Origin of the sequence: Gottfriedia endophytica (genome assembly GCF_017814275.1) — a bacterium.
Lineage (GTDB): Bacteria > Bacillota > Bacilli > Bacillales > Bacillaceae_G > Gottfriedia > Gottfriedia endophytica.
This window is the reverse complement of sequence record NZ_JAGIYQ010000006.1, coordinates 1-21,439: the sequence shown is the minus strand read 5'-3', so window position 1 is coordinate 21,439 and position 21,439 is coordinate 1. Positions and strand designations below refer to the sequence as shown.

The window sequence follows — 21,439 nt, the reverse complement described above, 5'->3', positions numbered from 1 at the left end:
ACGGAAGGGTGAAGGGCTTCTGTGGGAAATGCGGGAAGGCTGAGACCCCGCAGGAGCGTATGCGACGAGGAGGCTCAGCTCACGCCCCTAGGAAAGCGAGCATCCTGGAGTGGAAATTTACACATAGTTAAATAGCAACATTGTATACAAAACAGCCTATTGTTTTAATTTATTCCCCCAAAAAAAAGGTCAAATCATTGAAATACAACGATTTGACCTTTCCAATTACTAATTAAAACATTGAAGAACTATGACCTGGTTGAACTTTAGCATTTGGATCAATATAAGCTTTTGCATTATTAACTGCAGTTGGTGCTTCACCAAATCCAGCAGCAATTAGCTTAACTTTTCCATCATACGTACAAATATCACCAGCAGAATAGATACCAGGAATGTTTGTTTCCATACGAGAGTTAACAACGATATTGTTCTTTTCGATGTTTAATCCCCAGTTTTTAATTGGTCCAAGTGAAGAAACGAATCCGTAGTTAATGATTACATCATCAACTTCGATTTCTTCTCTTTCTTCAGTTTTTGCATTTTCAAGAATAATTTTTTCAATGCGATCTTCTCCAACAATCTCAACTGGAACCCACGGAGTTTTCACTTCAACTTTAGATTCCATTAAGTTTTCAACACTGTGTTCATGTGCTCTGAATTTATCACGACGGTGTACTAATGTTACTTTTTCTGCAATTGGTTCTAGCATTAATGACCAGTCAACAGCAGAATCTCCGCCTCCAAATACAACAACACGTTTACCAGCAAATTTATTCATATCGTCAACGAAATAATGAAGGTTTGCTTTCTCGAATTTTTCTGAACCTTCAATTTCTAATTTACGTGGTTGGAAAGCACCATTTCCAGCTGTAATAATAATTGCTTTAGTGTAATGTTCATTGTTGTCATTACAGATAATATGGAACGTACCATCTTCTAGTTTATTTACTTCTTGTACAGCTTGTTCTAGACATACTGTAGGTTCAAATTTTTTCATTTGTTCTTTTAAGTTATTTACTAATTCTTGTGCTCTAACTTTTGGAAATCCTGCAACATCGTATATATATTTTTCAGGATAAAGCGCAGATAATTGTCCTCCAAGTTGTGGAAGACTTTCAATTATTTTAACACTAGCTTGTCTCATTCCACCATAAAAAGCTGTAAAGAGGCCTACAGGTCCCCCACCGATAATTGTAATATCATATACTTTCTCATCTTTCATAAACGGATTTCCTCCTCAAAGATCAATCATTTCTTACATATCACATAATAACATATTTTACTTAAATGGTTTATAAAAGCGCATACAAAATTGTAAAAAAATATAATTTAAACAAGGGTGTAAATTGCGAATTTTGAAAACACTTACATTTTTACTATTTTTATAGTCTATGTTCGTAAATAACAGGTGAAATAGATTGATTATACTTGAAATCCTTATCAAAAAACCGTACTATTGTAATAGATTAATTGTTAACATTTTGTGAAAATTATTTTAATATATAATTTAATTAAAGTGAAACAATTAGGAGAATTGTGATTAAAAGTTTATACATATAATAGTTTGCTCACTATTGCACTTTCATATTTTAGTTTGCTCACTATTGCACTATTGTAAAAAGTCTTAGAACTTATTCTTATGTTGTTTGAAAACAATTTATTAGATTAAAGGATGGTAAAAACAGATGAACAAGCCAAAAATTCTTATTTTAGGTGCAGGTTACGGCGGAATTATCACTGCAACTCGTCTACAAAAAACGTTATCTGCAAATGAAGCAGAAATCACTTTAGTAAACAAAAATAGTTACCATTATCAAACTACATGGTTACATGAAAATGCAGCAGGTACTTTACACCATGATCGTACTCGTATTCAAATTAAAGACGTAATTAACCCAAATAAAGTTAACTTCATCCAAGATACTGTTGTTGAAATTAAACATGAAGAAAAGAAAGTTGTATTAGAACACGGTGAGTTAGAATACGATTACTTAGTACTTGGTTTAGGTTTTGAATCAGAAACATTCGGAATTAAAGGCTTAAAAGAGCATGCTTTCTCAATTGCAAGCATTAACCAAGCTCGTGAAATTAAAGAGCATATTGAATATACTTTCTCAAAATATCATACTACACCAGCTGACAAACGTGATGAGTTATTAACGATCATTGTTGGTGGAGCTGGTTTCACTGGTATTGAGTTTGTTGGAGAGCTAGGTAACCGAGTTCCTGAGCTTTGCAAAGAATTTGATATCGATCGTGAAAAAGTAAGAATTATTTGTGTTGAGGCAGCGCCAATGGTATTACCTGGATTTGATCCAGAGTTAGTAGAATATGCTGTTTCTGCTTTAGAGAAAAAAGGCGTAGAATTTAAAATCGGTACTGCAATTAAAGAATGTACTGAAGAAGGAATCGTTGTTGCAAAAGGTGATGACGTTGAAGAAATTAAAGCTGCAACAGTTGTTTGGGCTGCAGGTGTTCGAGGAAGTGCTTTAGTAGAAGAAGCTGGATTCGAAACTATGCGTGGTCGTCTAAAAGTAACAGAACATATGCGTGTTCCTGGCCATGACAACGTATTTATCGTAGGTGATTCTGCGTTAATCATTAACGAAGAAATTAATCGTCCATACCCACCAACTGCACAAATTGCAATACAACAAGGCTTTAATGTTGCACATAACCTTGCTGTATTAGTTCGTGGAAAAGGTGAATTACAAGAATTTAAACCAGATCTTAAAGGTGTTCTATGTTCATTAGGTCATGATGATGCAATTGGTGTAGCATTTGATAAAAAATTAACAGGTTGGAGTGCTTCATTTATGAAAAAAATGAGCGATAACCGTTATTTATTCATTTTAGGTGGATTAGGCCTAGTACTTAAAAAAGGTAAATTCAATATTTTTTAATGCATAGTATAAGTAGTAAAAGCTCGGCAATTTTGCCGAGTTTTTTTGTGTCTAATGAAATAATCAAAAAAGATTACTCATCTCAATATGTCCATACATTTCGAACATTCTAAATATATGTTACTATATTTGTATGATGAAAAAGGTGAGTGACAAAAGGTGAGTAAACGGGGAAATGTCTGGATAGCAGTTGGTGGATTAGTTAAGGATGAAAAGGGAAGATGGCTAGTTGTAAAAAAGAAATACAGTGGACTAAAAGATATGTGGTCATTGCCAGCAGGGTTTGTGAAAGAAACTGAAACGGTTGATCAAGCTATTCTAAGGGAGATCAAGGAAGAAACCGGTATTGAAGCGAAAATGATTGGTCTGATGGGTGTTCGAACAGGAGTCATTAAAGGAGAAATTAGTGATAACATGTTGTTATTTTTATTAGAAACAGATCAGATAGTAGTGACAATACAAGAGAAAGAATTGTCTGAGGCAAAATTTATGACCGAACAAGAGCTACTACAGGATAATAGCTCATCTTTATTGATTCGTTATTTAATTGAAAATCCCCCTATGAATAAGATGGAAATCATTAAGGGGTTAGATCCAGGGGATCACTTTAACTATACAACGTATCATCTAATAAAATAAGTATGTCCAATTCGAACCATCTTTAATTTGACGATTGTTTCTAGACGTTTTACACTAATTGGAGAGAGAAATTAAGGGGTGTTATTTATGGGGATGAGTATACCAATATTATTAATTTCAATGTTGCTAGCAATTGTACTAGCATTTGGAATAGGTTTTTTGGCGAATATGTTGTTTCGAACAACTTGGTTTATGGTTGCGATTTATCCAATCATTTTAGTAATGATTATTGATAAAGTGAGCACGGTAGAATATTTCACAAAGACTAAAGAGGCTTTTTCTTCATTAGTTAAAAATATTGAATTACTAGGATCTGCTGATATTATTATTCTTTCTAGCGGATTGTTTGGAGCAATTTTATCAGGGGTTGTTATCAAATCACTTCGCAAGAACGGATATCAAATGTTTTAATCAACTGTTTTCAAAACTAAGTGTAAAATTCACTAAGTTTTGGAACAGTTTTTTTCATATCTTTTTTATTTTTGGGCATCATGTAAAAATGAAAAGGAGTGAAAAATAAGATTGAAAATTCGACAGAGACGCATTTTTCGTATCGGGATTACAATTTTACTTTTAGTAGCAGTCTATTCTTCATTTAGTTTGCTCCATTTATCAGGGGTAATTGCTGAAAAGATTGGTTACTCAGGAACATTGAGAAGTAGTCACACAAAAATAAATAACCATAATAATGAAATTCGATTTAAGCAAATCGCAAGAAATATTGAAAATGAAACGAATTTAAGGGAATATCCATCTTTTTCAGTAACAGCTACTGGTTATACAGCTGGAGTTGAATCAACTGGAAAAAGACCTACTGATAAATCGTATGGGATAACCTATTCAGGTGTTAAAGTAAAAAGAGATATTTATTCGACAATTGCAGCAGATTTGAAGATTTTTCCATTAGGTACGATACTATTTATTCCAGGGTATGGATATGGTGTCGTTTCCGATAAAGGATCTGCTATAAAAGGACATCATATTGATTTATATTATAATACCGTAAGTGATGTTTATGAGCATTGGGGTAAGAAAACAGCATTAGTATACTTAATTAAGAAAGGGAATGGGACTCTTTCAGAAAGTGATCTAAAGATATTAAATGAGCACCAATCAATGCAGGTGTTTCGTCAACAAAATTAAATGGAACAGTTAAAGTAACCGTATAAAAATATAGAAGGCACCCATAATATTCATTATGAGTAGCCTTCTTTTCCTTTTTATTAAGCTGACTTATTTGAATTTCTTTGTTTAGATACCATTGGGTTAATCGCTTTATAAATAGAAGGAGAAATTGATGCTGCGATAAAAGTGAATACAACATCTTTTAATGCAAATGGTGCCATTCCTATCCAAGCAGTTGCGTAATTCATTTTTGTTGAAAGGATCATATACATATAGTTTGTTCCAATAAGATAAATGCTAATAATCCCGATAGTTGCAGCAATCAAAAAGTGAATATAATTAGGTTGTTGTTTGTTTTGTAAGTACCAGCCTGCTAAAAAAGCTGCGATTGGAAAGCTGAAGATAAAACCTCCAGTTGGTCCGATAAGAGCAGCGGGTCCTGAAGAAAATCCAGCAAAAACTGGAGCACCTGCTAAACCAACTAACAGATAACCAACCATTGAAATAAATGCTACTCTTCTTCCTAAAAGTAATCCTGCTAAAACAGCAAAAAATGGTTGTAATGTTAGTGGTACACTACCGATAGTTAAAAATGGTATCCAAGAAACGATATTTGCTCCAATTGCCATAAGTGCAATAAACATTGCCGAAAATGTAATATCTCGGACAGAAAAAAATGATTTATTCATAATTGTTAACCTCTCTTTTGTAATTGGTTAACAATATAATAAATTGTTAGTTAAATTGTGTCAATACATTAATTTAGACCATTTAAAGACTTTCTAATTGTTAACACATACATATTTAATAAAATTGTTGAGGAAATAAATCGTCAAAAATCTAAATACAAAACGCTTTCAAAATTCGAATTACTTCTGTAAACTTGGAGGTACAGACAATGGTTTCGACTTAAAAAAGAAGGAGGAAATTCGATGTTTGAAGAAAAAATGACATTAATGAAGGCTCTTGGGATGACCCTCGAATCGGTTGAAGAGGGGAAAGTTATCATGAAAATGGAAGTAACTGAAAAAGTCCATCAACCATTTGGTTTTTTACATGGTGGTGCTTCAGTAGCTTTAGCAGAATCTGTTGCGAGTGTTGGGACTTTTTCAATGATTGATCAAGAGAATCAGCTTGCATTCGGTTTAGAAATTAACGCTAATCATTTACGTTCTGTAAGAGAAGGAACTGTTACAGCTATAGGAACGGTTTTGCATAAAGGAAAGTCAACGATGGTGTGGGACATAAAAATTTGCTCTGAAAAAGAAGAATTAATTTGCATTTCACGTTGTACGGTAGCGATTAAAGAGAAAAGAAAATAGGATTATCAAAAAGCTGTTCAAAAGTGATATACTTTTAGAACAGCTTTTTTAATAAGATCCATATAGTTATAGAAATAGATATATATTTGGGTTTTCGAAATAACAGTTCTATTCAAAAACTTCACTCATGATGAGAGCAATTAAATCCATTCATTGCCTCTCGGTTAAAAATGATACATAAAGGATAATAACTGAATTTAGGTCATCTATATGTTACAATAGTGAGTAAACTGCTTTTGAGAGTCATTAATAATTTAATCTTCTAATCTATTCTCTTTATTATAATTAGTAGATAAAAATGTACTAGAGCTATAGATTATACTTTTGAAAGGAGACGAACTCTTGAAGAATATTTACTACACTAGTTTTTTTGGACTATTTTCCATATTGTTTTTTGGAATTTCATTTACACTCTACTTTTTTCAATTAGCGATCAACTTTATATCGAAGTTGGGTATGCTAGAACCTTTAAAGGGAATCATGCCAGAAAAAGATATACGGATATTACTATTTATTGGTATTTTATTTGTTATTTTTGCGATATTTTCGGCATTAAAAATACTTGGACAAACAATTTGGGAAATGGGGCTTTTATTTTTTTCTAAGGATGAAGCAGGGGCGGATCTAATTGTTTCCAAGAAAATTTCTTATCTTTTTATTATTGGTGGACTAATTTCAGTACCATTAAATAGCTCAATTTTATTAAGTGTTTCTGTACTAGGTGCCACTTTTATTGCCTATTTGATCTATTTCTTAATTAAACAATCTAAATCATTTTCCGTAGTAGGGATGTTTGGATTTGTTCTTTTTCAAGTAATCATTTGGGGATCAATCGTAAGTGGAATTGCATATATTTATTTTACATTAGTTAGTACATATCTAAAAAATATACCATTTTAAAAAATCTGCATGCTTTTGAGAGCATGCATATTTTTTTAGTTATGCAGAGAGTCTGCTTCACATTTCTTGTTTGTCCAGCTACAGCAACCATCACCTCGGTTGTTTCACAATAAGCAATTGAAGTGAAAAAACGCACTTCATTTGCTTATTGCTCCAACGCCTGTCGGAGATAAACGGGTTGCTTCCGCTTTTCTAGTTGTCTAGTTACGCAGACTAGCTCCTCGGCCATTTCACAATAACTAAGTGAAGTGAAAACCGCACTTCTCTTAGTTATTGCTCCAATGTCTTTCGGAGCTAAGCAAGTCTGCTTCACATTTCGTTCTATCTTAATCCACTATCTACAACGATATTTTTCCAAATAATCTGTGGTGGTGGTGTTTGATATGCTTTAGGAATTGGTTTATTTGGTTTAACATTTCCAATCCATGTGCCAATTGTATAATTTGAAGTTAAACCAACGAACCATAAGTTAGTGTTATTGTTCGTTGTACCTGTTTTTCCTCCAATATAGTCGAGTCGCATGTAAATATTACGTGCAGTACCCTCTTTGACAACAGAATTTAGCATGCTTCTAATATACTCGTTGGTTTGATGACTATAAACTCTAGTTGGTGATGGATTGTTTTCGTACAAAACAGTCCCATCTTTAGAAGTAATTTTCCGAATAGCTCCTGTTTCGTAATAATTGCCGTCATTGCCAAAGGTAGAATATGCACTTGTCATTTCGAGTGGAGACATTCCGTTCGTAAATCCACCAAGTGCAGCAGTCAGATTATGATCTGCTCGAACAACCTTTTGGAAATGAAACTTATCTAAATATGAAAATCCTACGCTAGGTGTCATTTGTTGGAATAAATGAAGTACAGCGGTATTATAAGAATATTTCATAGCTGTTCTGAATGTTACATTGCCGTATACTTTTCCACTATCGTTTTTAGGGCAGTGTTCTTTACCGTTACCTAGTTTAATACAAATCGTATCAGTGCTAACGATTGAATCTGGGGTTCCTCCCATAGAATCAAAATAAGGTGCATAAACTAACAATGGTTTAATCGTCGAACCTGGTTGACGATAATCTTGAAATGCTCTATTTAAATTAAATGGTTGATAATCACGTCCACCAACAAGAGCAACTATTTCGTGAGTATTGTTGTCAACAACTACTGCAGAGCCTTCCGTATTCGTGGAGGCAGTTCCATTATAGACAGAATTTACAGCTACTTCTTGAACACCTGGATTTAGGCTAGTGTAAACTTTAAGTCCTTGATTTTGTAAGTAATCCACTTTATCTTCTGTTGTTTTTAGTTCTCTGAGCTTATTTTGTTGAGCTTTTGTTAGTTTACTAGTTTGGAAGTTTCCTTTTTCTCCAGATAAAATTTGTTTTAGTTCATAATCCACGTACGTATAGTAATCGGGGAATTTTTGAATCTTTTTCCCTGGAGTTAGTTTAATCTTTTCTTTCATTGCAGTTATGTACTGTTGATTTGTAATTTTACCAGATTCTTTTAAGATACCTAAAATTCTCTCTTGGCGTTTTTTTGTATTATTAAAATGTCTAATTGGATCGTATAACGACGGGTTATTAGGTATTGAGCAAATAAAAGCAGTTTGAGCAATACTTAAATCTTTTATAGATTTTCCAAAGTAAGCTTCACTTGCTGCTTCGATTCCGTAATTTCGATTTGCAAAATAAATCGTGTTAATGTATTGTTCTAATATTTCATCTTTTGAATATTGCTTTTCTAACTGTAAAGAAATTTGTATTTCTTTTATTTTTCGTTTAAAAGACTTTTCATTCGATAAGTAAAGATTTCTAGCAAGCTGTTGTGTAATTGTACTTCCACCTTGTGCTAATTCACTATGTCTAGCATTTACTTTGAATGCCCGTGCAATCCCTACAATATCAATACCTTTATGTTTATAGAAGTTTCGATCCTCTGTTTCTATAAAAATATCCTTTACAACTTGAGGTATGTCGTTGCTTTTAACATAAATACGATACTCTCCAGAACCAGGCATATAAAATGGCGTGTCGTTTCGATCATAAAAGATACTATTTTGTGATAGAGAAACAACTGGGAGCGCTGGAGGTGATTTTTTAGGAATTGTCTTAGAAGTCTCATACGCTAAAAAAGCATTCTTATATATGAAATAAAAGACAATAAAGCCTATTATAATAAGAATAAAACCAAAATATTTTTTCATACTTTTCCTCTACTATACTTTTATTTTCATTTTACGAATGTGTTCTTATAAAGAACTTCTATTATTTTACCATGTTTAGCATGAGTAATGGTAAAGCGAGGTGTAATTTTCCGTTTAGTTCTTTTGTAAAAAGGCTATGTTGTATTTTATCAGAGCCTACGAAAAATAAATAAATATTCATGAATATCTAACACATTACTTGAATTCTATTCTGTCTTATAAGAAAATAGATAAAAAGTCAGAAAATTAATGATTATTGGAGGTGTGTGAATGAAAAAACAGTTATTATTTATTGATTTCGAATTTACAATGCCTGAAGGGAAGAAAAATGGAATAAAATTTTATCCAGAAATTATTGAAGTTGGATACATTTCAGTAATTGATGATAAGATTACTGAAACTTTTTCTTCTTTTGTAAAACCAAATTTATTTCCAATTTTAACAGAACGTTGCAAGCGTTTTTTGAACATCTCACAAGATAATGTCAATCAAGGAATATCAATACAAGATTTAGGTAAAAAATTACATGAAGCAACAGTGTTGCATGATACTAATGTTATTACTTGGGGAAATATGGACATGAAGGTATTAAAGCATAATTGTGAAGCGATGAAGATTGATTTTCCGATTACAGGGAAATTTCGTGATCTAAGTCTTGAATATAAAAGCTTTTTTGGAAATCAAAACCAAACAGGACTATGGAATGCTTTAAAGGAATATGGAAAAGATGGGACTGGAAAGCATCATAAAGCATTAGATGATGCAAAAACAACCTATCATATTTATCAACTAGTAGAAAAGGATAAACAATATATGGAGAAACCAGAACCTGCAAAAATAGGGGATTTAGTAGATTTTTCAAAGCTGTTAAATAAAACTTCTGCAATTTAAAAACCAATTGAGATCATTGCTCGGTTGGTTTTTTATTTTTTTTGCTGTTTTCGTTTACATTGTTGCTATTTCAGTATGTGTAAGTTGATTGGAACGTAGGGATGCTCGCTTTCCTAGGGGCGAGAGCTGAGCCTCCTCGTCGCATACGCTCCTGCGGGGTCTCGGCCTTCCCGCATCTCCCACAGGAGCCCTTCACCCTTCCGTTCCAATCAACTTCTGTCTTTTAAATTACATAACCTAAAAGTAACAATCTTTAAAAAAGAGCCATATTTTAGATTTGATTGCTACTCATATTGTAAGAGTATTGCTATAATTCTTAATAGAGGGGTGAATGATGATGGATATGGGTTTTTTGTACTTTCCAAAAAATAAGGCGGAATATATTCCAGCAGTTATCACATTAGTTATATTTTTCATCGGGGCATTTCTTACTTTCAATGCGATTAGAAAAGCATCAAGAAGAGAAGAGAAAAGATTAGAGATGCTAGAAATGAATCAAAATAATCAAAAGCATAACCATTCTTAAAAAATGCCCATGAGGGCTTTTTTTTATGTTCTGTTCTTTTATTTAGTAATTTGTTTAAGTAAAAGTGTTTTTCCAGTTGTAAATCCACTTTTTCTTAATTTAGTTGAAATTAAAAATTTTTAAAATTTATCACATTTTCATCACATTTATGTTCTATGATTTATTTTGGAGAAAAAAAGTGGAGGGATAGGCATGAAAAAATATTTTATGTGGATAGCAATTGTGGTTCTTCTTGCAGCAGTTGTCTTTATTTATAAAAATAATGATCAAGGTCAAGCTAAAGACGTATCGAATCAACCAATCGATGTTAAAATTGAATTGCCAAATGGACACATTAAAGCAAATGAGCAAATTACGATTAAAGCAAAGGTTACTCAAGGTGGACAAGCAGTAAAAGATGCTGACGAAGTAAAGTTCCAAATTGGGGAAAACGGACAACAAAACTCAGAAATGCTAGATGCTACTAATCAAAAAGATGGAACATATTCTGTTAACTATACATTTAAACAAGATGGCAATTATTATGTAGTCGCTCATGTAACAGCAAGGGATATGCATATGATGCCAAAAGAATTAATTACTGTAGGAAATCCAACTACTACAGTACAACCAGCTCAACATCAACATGGTGAAGAACATCATCATGGTGATGCAACCATCCACGTAATGGGTATTGAAAATATTGTTGCAAATAAAGAAAATATGTTTATGATCCATGTGCAAGATAAACATGGACAACCAATTTCTAAAGCGAATGTAAGATTAGAAAGCTGGCAGGATGTTAATGGAAAACATGAATTTATTGATGCGAAAGAAGTAAAAGCTGGTGAATATGAAGTAAAAGAAACTTTTACTAAAGCTGGTAAATACTCAATTAAAGCTCATGTTGAAAAGCCAGGCATACATGAACATACTGTTCTAGAAATTACTGTTAAATAAAGTGAACTTAATCTGTTTCGATATAATATTGTGATTGAAGCTGATTTTTTTCTTAAAGGTTCTTTTCTAAATAATTGTTGTTATTAATAAGATTTTGTTAAAGCATATTTTTAACAATGAAGATGATTGGAACGGAAGGAGCGAGACTCCTGTGGGAACAGCGGGACAGGTGAGACCCCGCAGGAGCGATAGCGACGAGGATGCTCACCGCCCGCCCCACGGAAAGCGAGCATCCTGGAGTGGAAATCATCATTAGCAACAAACTTTACAATACATCTTTCTTAAAAGATTGAATTTAATTATCATATTTTTTAGGCTATCCTTAGAGTAAAGGACTTCCTACTGAGATTATGTAGTAATCGTAAACTCGGAAGGAGAGGTACAATCCTTTTATAAGGATAGCTTTTCTATATATTTTTTTAATTGGAGATTGTTTGAAAGGAGTTAGCATGTATAAAAAAATAGTATTTTTACTTATTGCTCTTTTCTTATTCGTTTCAAGCTGCCAACTTCAAAGTTATGATCATATTCCGGAAAATAAGGATGTTTTAATTTCCGTAAATAAAAAAGCAGGGAGTTTAACATTTCTTCAAAATGATACTTTACGTAAACTATCTGAATGGGACTTACATCGTAACGTTAGCGGAGCAGTATTAATAAAAAATGGAAGAGAAATTGTTGTTTATGATCATGAAGATCCATATGTAGATACATATGTCTTATCAAAAGGGAAAAAACAACATTCTTGGAAATTAGGTAAAGGGATTACAAATATTATTACTCTACATAATGATAAGCTAGCCGTTGCGAATGGAAAAAAGGGTACTGTTCAAATTGTAGATTTTAACGGAAAGATTATATCGACGATTAAGATTGGAAAAACACCTATCTCAATGATAGAGGATGCAAAGCGCGGTTTATTATATGTGTCAGATTTTGATCAAAATCAAATCGTTGTAATTAATTTAGTGAATAATAAAAAGCTAAACTCCATAACAGTTCCCCTTACGACATTAGGGTTGTTTCTTACAAATGATGGAGAACGTCTTTTAGCTGGTGGACATGGTAATGGTGAAAACGAAAATGATGAAGTCCGAATCTATTCTACGAAAACGATGAAACAGCTTTCGGTTCTAAAAGTACCACTAATGCCTGTCAACTTCTTTAGTAATGAAGATGGAGTATTCGCTATCGCTCACGGTACAAACCAGATTTACAAATTAGATCCAACTGCTCAAAAACAAACTCAATTTATTGAAGTAGGTTCTAATCCATATGCAGGTGTTGGTGATCATCATACTGCTTATGCTACTAGCTATGATTTGAATAAATTATATAAAATAAATTCGCAGAAAATGGTTGTTGAAAAAGAGATTTCAATTGGAAGAGGTCCGTTTCAATTGCTTTTAAGAGAAGGAGAAAAACATGAGTAGCAGGAAGATTTTAGTTGTCGATGACGAACAAAATATATGCCAGCTGGTAGGTATGTACTTACAAACAAATGGTTTCGTATGGAAAAGTGCAAATGATGGAATTGAAGCACTTGAACTATTAGCGAATGAAGTTTTTGATTTGGTCATTCTTGATATCATGATGCCAAACCTAGATGGATGGGCTGTTTGTAAAAAAATTCGTGAAACATCACAAATACCTGTTATTTTCTTATCAGCAAAGGGTGAGGAGTGGGATAAAGTAAACGGATTAAAAATGGGAGCTGATGATTATATTATCAAGCCATTTAGTCCAGGTGAATTAATTGCCCGAGTAGATGCAGTTCTTCGTCGATCGATTGGAAATCAAGAACCATCAAACAATCTCACTCAAGTAGGAATCATTAGAATTAATAAAAGTGCAAGAGCGGTTAGTATAAAAGATACACCAATCAATTTAACATTGAAGGAATTTGATTTATTATTATATCTTTGTCTTCACCAGGGCCAAGTGTTTACGAGGGAACAAATCCTTGAACAAGTATGGGGTTACGATTATTTTGGTACTGCACGTACAGTTGATACTCATATCAAAACCCTGAGATTAAAGCTTGGAAATGATGCTGATTATATCAGTACTGTCTGGGGAGTAGGTTACAAATTTGGAGTTCAAGAATGAAAAGAATTGTAACAGGGTTATCTTTCTTACAAAAATTATGGCTGACAATCTGTTTCATTGTTCTTTGTACAGTTTTATTCTTTTTTCTAATGTTTCAGTTTGCATATAAACAATTATATGTTTCGTATGTACAAACTACTTTGATAAATGAAGGAAAAGGTTTGGTTGAGCGTTATCATAATCTAGGAGACAACAAAAAATTTATCGAGTTTCTGAATAGTTATGATAAAGTTTCAAATGCAAGCGTACTATATATTAGTAACCCAAGAGACTTAAGTGCTTGTCTCCCATATAATGTTCACCATGAATCTTTTATTACTGAGGATGATCGTGAAACGTTATTAAAAGATAAAGTTATTTCCAAGACTGGATATGTGGATCGGTTTAAACGAAATATTGTTGGCGTTGTAGTTCCGATTTTAAAAGGTGAAAATTTAGAAGGAATAATTTATCTTAGCGTACCATTAAAAAGTATTACTGAATTAGTGAATCAATCCAAATGGTTATTAGTTTTTAGTACATTCTTCTTTTCAACAATTGTCTTATTGATTGGAAGGCGAATTATTCAACAAATGATTAAACCATTGTCTAAGATGGAGCAAATTTCATATAAAATGGCCAAAGGTGATTATTCAGAACGAATGACATCAATCACAGGAGATGAAATTGGTAAACTAGCTTTGGCTTTTAATTCAATGTCTGACTCATTGCAACGAGAAGATGAAAATAGAAAAGATTTTTTAGCAAATGTATCACATGAACTTCGTACTCCGTTAAGCTATGTTAGTGGATATAGTGAAGCAATTCTCGATGGTGTTGTAAAGGAAGATGAGCTAAAGCACTATGTTGGAATTATACATAGTGAGGCAAGTCGAATGCAGCGGTTAGTAAGAGATTTATTAGATTTAGCAAGCCTAGAAGGTGAGCAATTTCCACTTCAAAAGGCACCAAATGTACTTTCACAAATTATCGAAGAGGCAATTACCCCATACCTAAATAGTTTAAAAGAGAAACAAATTACAGTAATTAAAAATATAGATGATTCAATCATCGCAAATTTAGATGCAGATCGATTCTCACAGGTTATTCATAATGTAATTTCGAATGCGATACGTTATTCTCCAATCGGAAAATCTATTTATGTCACATTAAAGGAAACCGATTCTATTTACATTGAGATTCAAGATGAAGGTAAAGGGGTACCTAAAGAACAAATAGAACATTTGGGTGAGCGATTTCATCGGGTAGAACAAGCTAGATCCCGAAAAGAAGGTGGCACTGGATTAGGACTCGCGATCGCAAAACAAATTGTTGAATTACATGATGGCAAAATACTTTTTACAAGTGAACCTAATCATGGTTTGAAGGTTTTAATTATATTACCAATTTTTGAATAAGAAAGAGGATGAACTTAGTTCCATCCTCTTTTTAATCGTTTGATCTTATTAACCATACGTCAAAATTTTCATTCTCATATATTCAAATCGATTTCGAAATGTTGTATCTTCCAATTTAATATAGTTACTTAGTTCAAACAGTATTTCTAACCGGTAAGGGCTATATTTATCAGGGGTAATGAATGGTTCCCAATATCGCAACCATAACATCCCGATTTTATCATCTATTTGAACTTTTACGGCAATACATTCATTGTCAACCAATTCCGCATGTAAAACAGTAATGTCTTCTCCTGTTGTATGGTTTAACATTTTTGTAAATCCTCAAGTTTCTTTTTTTGCCCATTATATAACAAAATTACATTTCGTTTAAATTAGAAGGCTCATCGTACGCCCTAAAGCGAGCATCCCTACGTTCCAATCAACGCTAATTATAATATCAACAGTATTCTTTCGCATGCCTATCCAATAAACGACATAATATTTTCATAGATTTTGGAAGGTATTTCTTCGGGTATTAAATGTCCTGTTTTTGGATATGAAATAAATAATGAATTTTGTAAATCACTGTGAAGTCTTTTTCCGACTTCAATTGGGATTATTTTATCTTCCTCACCCCAAATTAATAAAGATGGAACTGATATATTTCGTACTTCTTGTGGACTTAAGTCACCTTCTCGATCTCGAATCATTTTTGTTAATGCACGGAAAATTTCATTATTATTTGTAAAAGGCTCTTCATATCCTTGCTTCATTTGATCATCAATTAAAGAACCATCATAAACAACGTCAGTAAGGGATTGCATGACACCTTGTTTAGCAAATTTTCGTTTTACAATTAAATAAAAAAAGGGAATATACGAAGACCATAAAAGATGTCTTTGTGCTTTTCCTAAGTAGCCTGAACTACATAATAGAATAATTTTATTTACTAAGTGTGGAGCTTTCTTAGCAACATAAAGTGAAATTTGTCCGCCCATTGAATGTCCAACTAAATAAATATTGTTAAAATGAAAATGCTCAATCAGTGAAATCACAATGTTAGCGAAGTTATTATATGAGTAAGTGTAATTTAACCCTTTACCACTTTTTCCAAATGGAGGCAAATCAACTACTAAAACGGTACCTTCCTTTGATAGCAAAGGAATCAAATGTCTGAAACTAAAGCAAGATGATAAAAATCCGTGGATTAAAACAAATACCTTTGTCTGATTGTTGTCTCTCTGCTCATGTGAATGATTATAGAGTTCGTAGTAGACATCATGGCCTGCAATAGAAAAAGTTGAATAAATTGGGTTTAATTGCGAGCACATTTTGAACACTCCTCTCTACTTTCTGATTATTATGTCCAAGCTATGTAATAAAATTCGGAGTAGAGAAATGGCAGAAAATAAAAAAGAGACAAAGTAAAATTTACTTTGTCTTAAAACAGGGGGATATAAGAAAGCCAATATCATGATTAGATGATACTGAATACAGTTTATCCTAAAAAAAGGAATGTATACATTCATAAAAAAAGAAAAAGAACAAAAAATAACTGAACTAACACAACCTTTATAAAGACTATAATGTATTAAATAGGAGATTTCGTTTTGGTTTACATATCAAAATAATGAATATGAACGGTAGTGTTAGAATTGTATGACTTTTAAACTGAATAGTATTATGTTAAAATTTAGTTAAGTTTATGAACGTGAAATTAGGAGTGTTCCTTATGCCAGAAAACTACAAAATTGGAAAAGTATACAAAGGGAAAGTGACTGGTATTCAAACGTATGGCGCTTTTATATCCCTAGATCAACAAACGCAGGGCTTGGTTCATATTTCAGAAATTATTAATGGGTATGTTCGTGATATTCGGGATTATATTTCAATTGGTCAAACTGTAAACGTAAGGGTATTATCAATTGATGAAATGACTGGTAAAATTAGCCTTTCTTTAAAATCTGCAAATGATGTAGGGCTTGATAACGGTGAGAATAATATGAAGCATACCGCAAGATTACTAAGAGAATTAAAGCCTGATGGATTTGAAACACTCCGAAGAAAACTGAAAGAATGGATTTCTTTAGAAATGAAAAATGAAAATATGACGAAATAAAAGAGGATTCCCCATTAACTTCCAAGTTGACAATTGGACTTTGGGAATCCTCTTTAATTTCATATTTCCTTAATTATAAGGAAAGTAATCGAATGGATTATCTTACATCTCTAACTTCAGGATTTGTACCAAGTTCTTCAGAAGGTTTGAATACTAGTCCAAGATTAATTAATCCTGAAATACCTACAATGCCAAAGATAATTCGTGAGATAATTGTATCAGCACCGCCGAAGATTGCTGCAATTAGGTCAAATTGAAAAAATCCAATTAATCCCCAATTAATTGCTCCTATAACTGTAAAAATAAGTGCAATTCTTTGTAAAGTACTCATTTGGCTTTTCCTCCTTTTCTGTACCTTCACAAATAGCTTTTCTAATTTTGATTAGAATATGTATCGTTAAAAAAAATTTTTCTGCACAAAATACAAATAAATGAAAAAGACTTTAATGCTATATGCGTTCAACTTGATTTGTTGTTAGTATTTCTGTACATTGAAAAAGTATAAAAGAAAATAATATAAAATAACTGGAGGTATATCATGGCTTCGCATATAAAATTTGATTACTCAAATGCGCAACCCTTTGTACAAGATCACGAAATAATGAATATGAGAGATGCGGTAAAGTTATATCACCATACTATTCGTGAAAAAACTGGGGCTGGAAATGACTTTTTAGGCTGGGTAGAATTACCTGATACATATGATAAAGAAGAATTTGCTCGTATCCAAAAAAGTGCAGAAAAAATAATATCAGATTCCGATATTTTATTAGTAATCGGAATTGGTGGTTCCTATTTAGGTGCTCGTGCTGCAATCGAAATGCTTCAACATTCATTTTTTAATGTAGCTTCAAAAGAAGATCGAAAAGCTCCGCAAGTTTTCTTTGTTGGAAATAATATTAGTTCAACTTATATGCATGACTTAATGGAAGTCTTAAAGGATAGAGATTTTTCGATTAATGTGATTTCTAAATCAGGTACGACAACAGAACCTGCTATTGCATTCCGTATCTTTAGAAAAATTTTAGAAGAAAAATATGGCGTTGAGGAAGCAAAAACTAGAATCTACGCTACAACTGATAAAGCCCGTGGTGCTTTAAAATCATTAGCTGATGAAAAAGGATATGAAACTTTTGTGATTCCTGATGATGTAGGTGGACGTTACTCTGTTTTAACAGCGGTAGGATTACTTCCGATTGCAGCTGCCGGAATTGATATTGAAGAAATGATGAAAGGTGCTGGGGCTGCCTTTACAGAATACGATACTGCTGAATTAGAGGACAACCAAGCTTACCAATATGCAGTTGTTAGAAATGCTCTTTACAACAAAGGGAAAACAATTGAAATGTTAGTGAACTATGAGCCATCACTTCAATACTTCGGTGAATGGTGGAAGCAATTATTTGGTGAAAGTGAAGGGAAGGATCAAAAAGCAATTTATCCTTCTTCAGCTAACTTTTCAACTGACTTACATTCTTTAGGACAATATATTCAAGAAGGTCGTCGTGATTTATTTGAAACTGTTCTAAATGTGGAAACTCCAAGACATGAGTTAACAATTGAATTGGAAGAAAATGATGCGGATGGTTTAAATTATTTAGCTGGGAAAACAGTTGATTTTGTAAACAAAAAGGCATTTGAAGGAACGATCTTAGCTCATGCTGATGGAGGAGTACCAAATCTTGTTGTAACTGTACCTAAGTTAGATGCATTTACATTCGGATACACTGTTTACTTCTTTGAATTAGCTTGTGCAATGAGTGGCTATTTACTAGGTGTAAATCCATTTGACCAACCAGGTGTAGAAGCATATAAGAAAAATATGTTTGCGTTATTAGGAAAACCTGGTTTTGAAGAATTAAGAAATCAATTAGAAAAAAGATTGAAATAATGAGAAAAAGTCGGCTACCACAATGTTAATTGTAGCCGACTTTTTAAATTTAACAATTCTTTGTGCTTATTTTTGTACAATTGTGATAAGGAAATCGTCTCTTTGGATTAAAAAATCATCTTTTGGATATAGAACTGTTTCATATCCACGAATAATTCCGAGGATAAGCAATTGTTTCTGTAGTCCGTATTGTAGTACTTCTTTAAACGATTTTTGGTTTAAATGTTCTTCCACTTCTTCTAAATGTAAACTGTTATTTTCTTGATTAGCTAATGCTAGAAAAACATTTGTCACTCCACGATATAAAATTGCACTCGACATAACGTATGAAGTTAGAAGATGAGCTCTTATTATTTCGGTTGCTCCTGCTCGAATAGCATTACTAACATGCTGTGAAGTAAGTATTTCTGCTAGGCATGTAATTTCTTTACATACCCCTTTAGCAGCAAGGATTGTAAGAATGGTCTGCATATCTGCGTCGTATTCGTTTTTATTTTGATCTGCAGTTATTAAGATTGTATTTGCTTTACACAAGTTTGCTTTTAACAAAATTTCATCATTAGTAGCACTACCTTTAACAAAAAATATATTTTTATAATGTAAAGGAATTTCATTTAGACTTTCATCTATTAATACAATCCTCTGATATGGAGATAACGTTTGGAGTTGTAATATGACATTTCGTACTCGTTCATTCCATCCTACAATTACAATATGATTCGTTTCTTTAAAATTAACTTGACCTCTTGAACGAGCAATTTGATTTTTAAAGGCTTGTGTTGAAAATGAAACCATATAATATGATCCAAACCCGGTTCCGAGTAAGATTAAAATAACAGCAAAAAAACGACCTGCTGGTGATACTGGGACAAAGTCGCCATAGCCAACTGTAAAGGTTGTGACCATTGCCCACCATAAACCATCCCAAATGGAAGGGAAAGTATAGGGTTCTGCCACATGGATAATGACACCAAAAATAAAGATAATAACAAAAATAATGCAAGTGACTTTAATTAATGTATACGTCTTTATATAGGTTGGTACGCTTCTTATTGATTTCAACCTGAAGATACCTCCATTACATTCTTGTAATGGGTAGTTTATCCAAATAAGATGTATTCTTACGTAAAACTAAAATAAGCCTCCAACTTTGTTAGAGGCCAGTGGAATTAAATACTTTCGATTTCAATTCCTTTTATATTATCAATTTGCTGAATGTCATAATAAATTTCTGTAGTTCTTCGTTTATTAAAAACAGATATCTTCACTTGGATATAGTGTTCATTGTCTTGTAAATCTTTAATTTTTATATTTTTAACTGTAATATCTTGAGATGTAATCTGATCGATGACACTTTTGATATTCTCGATTCCTTTAACAGTTATTTTTAAAATTAATTCTCTTTCTTTTAATCGCTTTGGTCCGAGAATATTAATTAGAATAGGAATTAGCTCAACACTAATAATTAAAAGAGTAACCCCAACTAATGCCTCTACATAAAAACCAGCACCTACTGCAATACCGATTCCAGAAGCTCCCCAAATCATTGCTGCTGTTGTTAGCCCGACTATTGTATCATTTTCTCTCCTTAATATAACCCCAGCACCTAAAAAACCAATACCTGACACAATTTGTGCAGCAAGCCTTAGTGGATCCATTGTTATATTTAAAAATTCACTGCTATGAAATAGATAAGCGGATTTAATTGATACAATTGTAAGCAAACAACTTACTATTGAAATTACTAAACAAGTTTTTAAACCAATAGGTTTTCGTTTCAATTCTCTTTCTAGTCCAATTATAGAACCTAATATTGCTGAAATAAGTAATTTAATAATAATGTCTATATCTAGATGTAGAACCATTTTGTTTCTCCTCATTTTTCTTTTTCTTTAGGCTATGATATACAAGATTGTTGATATTCGATAAAATCCACTCACTTTCTGCGGACGAACCACTGAGCCTCCTTGCTCGTACCTATCTCATGGGTATCGGCTGTCTGTTTTTTACGCATGAGTCTTGCGGATTTTATCTCAAAACTCGGTTATATTAATTATCAACAATATATTTAAACAGTGACTTTCTATGATAATAATATCGACATTTCGTGTATATTTCCTATATAAATTTAGAATATCTTACATTTTATAAAAAAATATTTAAAAAGGGCTTGTCATATAAAAATAATAATGTTATATTTATATCCGTCGCCAAGACAAAGGCGGAAATGGTAAAAAAAGTAATTAAAGAAAATGTTGACACTCCTTAGATGAGATGTTAATATGAAGAAGTCGCTCCCGAGCGGCAGAATGAACTTTGAAAACTAAACAAAACATGAAGTAAACGTCAATTATTAGTTTTAGAGCACAAGATAAACAATCTATTATGGAGAGTTTGATCCTGGCTCAGGACGAACGCTGGCGGCGTGCCTAATACATGCAAGTCGAGCGGACTTGTAGGAGCTTGCTCCTGCAAGTTAGCGGCGGACGGG

The 21,439-nt window shown here is 32.7% G+C and carries 22 protein-coding genes and 1 rRNA gene; 15 read left to right on the top strand and 8 right to left on the bottom strand.

Going from position 1 to position 21,439, the window contains the following annotated elements; genetic code table 11:
- Positions 1-232: 232 nt before the first annotated feature.
- Positions 233-1,222: an NAD(P)/FAD-dependent oxidoreductase gene (locus tag J5Y03_RS10535; protein WP_209405353.1), complete on the bottom strand. Its 990-nt coding sequence runs from the start codon at positions 1,220-1,222 to the stop codon at positions 233-235.
- 463 nt (positions 1,223-1,685) lie between these two features.
- On the opposite strand from J5Y03_RS10535, the gene J5Y03_RS10530 reads away from it, so the two are divergent.
- The 4 genes from J5Y03_RS10530 to J5Y03_RS10515 all read left to right on the top strand — a co-directional run bounded on the left by J5Y03_RS10530 (position 1,686) and on the right by J5Y03_RS10515 (position 4,685).
- Entirely contained in the window at positions 1,686-2,903 is a 1,218-nt protein-coding gene (locus J5Y03_RS10530) for an NAD(P)/FAD-dependent oxidoreductase (RefSeq protein ID WP_209405351.1), read from the top strand.
- Between the two features lie 159 nt (positions 2,904-3,062).
- Positions 3,063-3,542 (top strand): NUDIX domain-containing protein, encoded by a 480-nt coding sequence (locus J5Y03_RS10525; protein WP_209405348.1) that lies wholly within the window; start codon positions 3,063-3,065, stop codon positions 3,540-3,542.
- Between the two features lie 93 nt (positions 3,543-3,635).
- Positions 3,636-3,953, top strand: coding sequence for a YuiB family protein (locus J5Y03_RS10520; RefSeq protein WP_209405735.1), 318 nt, complete (start codon positions 3,636-3,638; stop codon positions 3,951-3,953).
- A 111-nt stretch (positions 3,954-4,064) separates the two neighbouring features.
- Positions 4,065-4,685, top strand: coding sequence for a 3D domain-containing protein (locus tag J5Y03_RS10515; RefSeq protein WP_245208855.1), 621 nt, complete (start codon positions 4,065-4,067; stop codon positions 4,683-4,685).
- 80 nt (positions 4,686-4,765) lie between these two features.
- Here the strand turns inward: J5Y03_RS10515 and J5Y03_RS10510 are convergent, their stop codons facing one another.
- Complete coding sequence (locus J5Y03_RS10510) at positions 4,766-5,356, bottom strand: biotin transporter BioY (RefSeq protein WP_209405346.1); 591 nt, start codon at positions 5,354-5,356, stop codon at positions 4,766-4,768.
- A 243-nt stretch (positions 5,357-5,599) separates the two neighbouring features.
- Between J5Y03_RS10510 and J5Y03_RS10505 the strand changes: the two genes are divergently transcribed.
- Both J5Y03_RS10505 and J5Y03_RS10500 read left to right on the top strand, forming a co-directional pair.
- Complete coding sequence (locus tag J5Y03_RS10505) at positions 5,600-5,989, top strand: PaaI family thioesterase (RefSeq protein WP_280849978.1); 390 nt, start codon at positions 5,600-5,602, stop codon at positions 5,987-5,989.
- Positions 5,990-6,331: 342 nt separating this feature from the next.
- Entirely contained in the window at positions 6,332-6,889 is a 558-nt protein-coding gene (locus J5Y03_RS10500; protein WP_209405344.1) for a DUF5366 family protein, read from the top strand.
- A gap of 321 nt (positions 6,890-7,210) precedes the next feature.
- Here the strand turns inward: J5Y03_RS10500 and J5Y03_RS10495 are convergent, their stop codons facing one another.
- On the bottom strand, positions 7,211-9,094 hold the full coding sequence (locus J5Y03_RS10495) for a transglycosylase domain-containing protein (protein WP_209405342.1): 1,884 nt from the start codon (positions 9,092-9,094) through the stop codon (positions 7,211-7,213).
- Positions 9,095-9,364: 270 nt separating this feature from the next.
- Between J5Y03_RS10495 and kapD the strand changes: the two genes are divergently transcribed.
- The 6 genes from kapD (at position 9,365) to J5Y03_RS10465 (ending at position 14,956) form a co-directional block, all read left to right on the top strand.
- Positions 9,365-9,985: a 3'-5' exonuclease KapD gene (kapD, locus tag J5Y03_RS10490; protein ID WP_209405340.1), complete on the top strand. Its 621-nt coding sequence runs from the start codon at positions 9,365-9,367 to the stop codon at positions 9,983-9,985.
- Between the two features lie 337 nt (positions 9,986-10,322).
- On the top strand, positions 10,323-10,511 hold the full coding sequence (locus tag J5Y03_RS10485) for a hypothetical protein (protein ID WP_322099573.1): 189 nt from the start codon (positions 10,323-10,325) through the stop codon (positions 10,509-10,511).
- A 192-nt stretch (positions 10,512-10,703) separates the two neighbouring features.
- A complete protein-coding gene (locus tag J5Y03_RS10480) occupies positions 10,704-11,450 on the top strand; it encodes a FixH family protein (RefSeq protein ID WP_209405338.1) in 747 nt (248 codons plus the stop codon).
- 449 nt (positions 11,451-11,899) lie between these two features.
- Positions 11,900-12,883, top strand: coding sequence for a YncE family protein (locus J5Y03_RS10475; protein ID WP_209405336.1), 984 nt, complete (start codon positions 11,900-11,902; stop codon positions 12,881-12,883).
- On the top strand, positions 12,876-13,559 hold the full coding sequence (locus J5Y03_RS10470) for a response regulator transcription factor (protein WP_209405334.1): 684 nt from the start codon (positions 12,876-12,878) through the stop codon (positions 13,557-13,559). The genes J5Y03_RS10475 and J5Y03_RS10470 overlap by 8 nt, the downstream gene beginning before the upstream one ends.
- Complete coding sequence (locus J5Y03_RS10465) at positions 13,556-14,956, top strand: sensor histidine kinase (RefSeq protein WP_209405332.1); 1,401 nt, start codon at positions 13,556-13,558, stop codon at positions 14,954-14,956. The genes J5Y03_RS10470 and J5Y03_RS10465 overlap by 4 nt, the downstream gene beginning before the upstream one ends.
- A gap of 48 nt (positions 14,957-15,004) precedes the next feature.
- On the opposite strand, the gene J5Y03_RS10460 is transcribed toward J5Y03_RS10465, so the two are convergent.
- Positions 15,005-15,268: a hypothetical protein gene (locus tag J5Y03_RS10460; protein ID WP_209405330.1), complete on the bottom strand. Its 264-nt coding sequence runs from the start codon at positions 15,266-15,268 to the stop codon at positions 15,005-15,007.
- A 149-nt stretch (positions 15,269-15,417) separates the two neighbouring features.
- Complete coding sequence (locus tag J5Y03_RS10455; RefSeq protein ID WP_209405328.1) at positions 15,418-16,269, bottom strand: alpha/beta fold hydrolase; 852 nt, start codon at positions 16,267-16,269, stop codon at positions 15,418-15,420.
- A 401-nt stretch (positions 16,270-16,670) separates the two neighbouring features.
- Between J5Y03_RS10455 and yugI the strand changes: the two genes are divergently transcribed.
- On the top strand, positions 16,671-17,057 hold the full coding sequence (gene yugI, locus J5Y03_RS10450) for a S1 domain-containing post-transcriptional regulator GSP13 (protein ID WP_209405326.1): 387 nt from the start codon (positions 16,671-16,673) through the stop codon (positions 17,055-17,057).
- A 97-nt stretch (positions 17,058-17,154) separates the two neighbouring features.
- Here the strand turns inward: yugI and J5Y03_RS10445 are convergent, their stop codons facing one another.
- Positions 17,155-17,388 (bottom strand): DUF378 domain-containing protein, encoded by a 234-nt coding sequence (locus J5Y03_RS10445; protein ID WP_209405324.1) that lies wholly within the window; start codon positions 17,386-17,388, stop codon positions 17,155-17,157.
- Positions 17,389-17,595: 207 nt separating this feature from the next.
- Here J5Y03_RS10445 and J5Y03_RS10440 point away from each other — a divergent pair, with 207 nt between their 5' ends.
- Complete coding sequence (locus J5Y03_RS10440; protein WP_209405321.1) at positions 17,596-18,948, top strand: glucose-6-phosphate isomerase; 1,353 nt, start codon at positions 17,596-17,598, stop codon at positions 18,946-18,948.
- 66 nt (positions 18,949-19,014) lie between these two features.
- On the opposite strand, the gene J5Y03_RS10435 is transcribed toward J5Y03_RS10440, so the two are convergent.
- On the bottom strand, positions 19,015-20,010 hold the full coding sequence (locus J5Y03_RS10435) for a potassium channel family protein (protein ID WP_209405319.1): 996 nt from the start codon (positions 20,008-20,010) through the stop codon (positions 19,015-19,017).
- A gap of 107 nt (positions 20,011-20,117) precedes the next feature.
- Complete coding sequence (locus J5Y03_RS10430) at positions 20,118-20,813, bottom strand: MgtC/SapB family protein (protein ID WP_209405316.1); 696 nt, start codon at positions 20,811-20,813, stop codon at positions 20,118-20,120.
- A 517-nt stretch (positions 20,814-21,330) separates the two neighbouring features.
- On the opposite strand from J5Y03_RS10430, the gene J5Y03_RS10425 reads away from it, so the two are divergent.
- Positions 21,331-21,439 (top strand): 16S ribosomal RNA (locus tag J5Y03_RS10425); the annotation flags it as partial.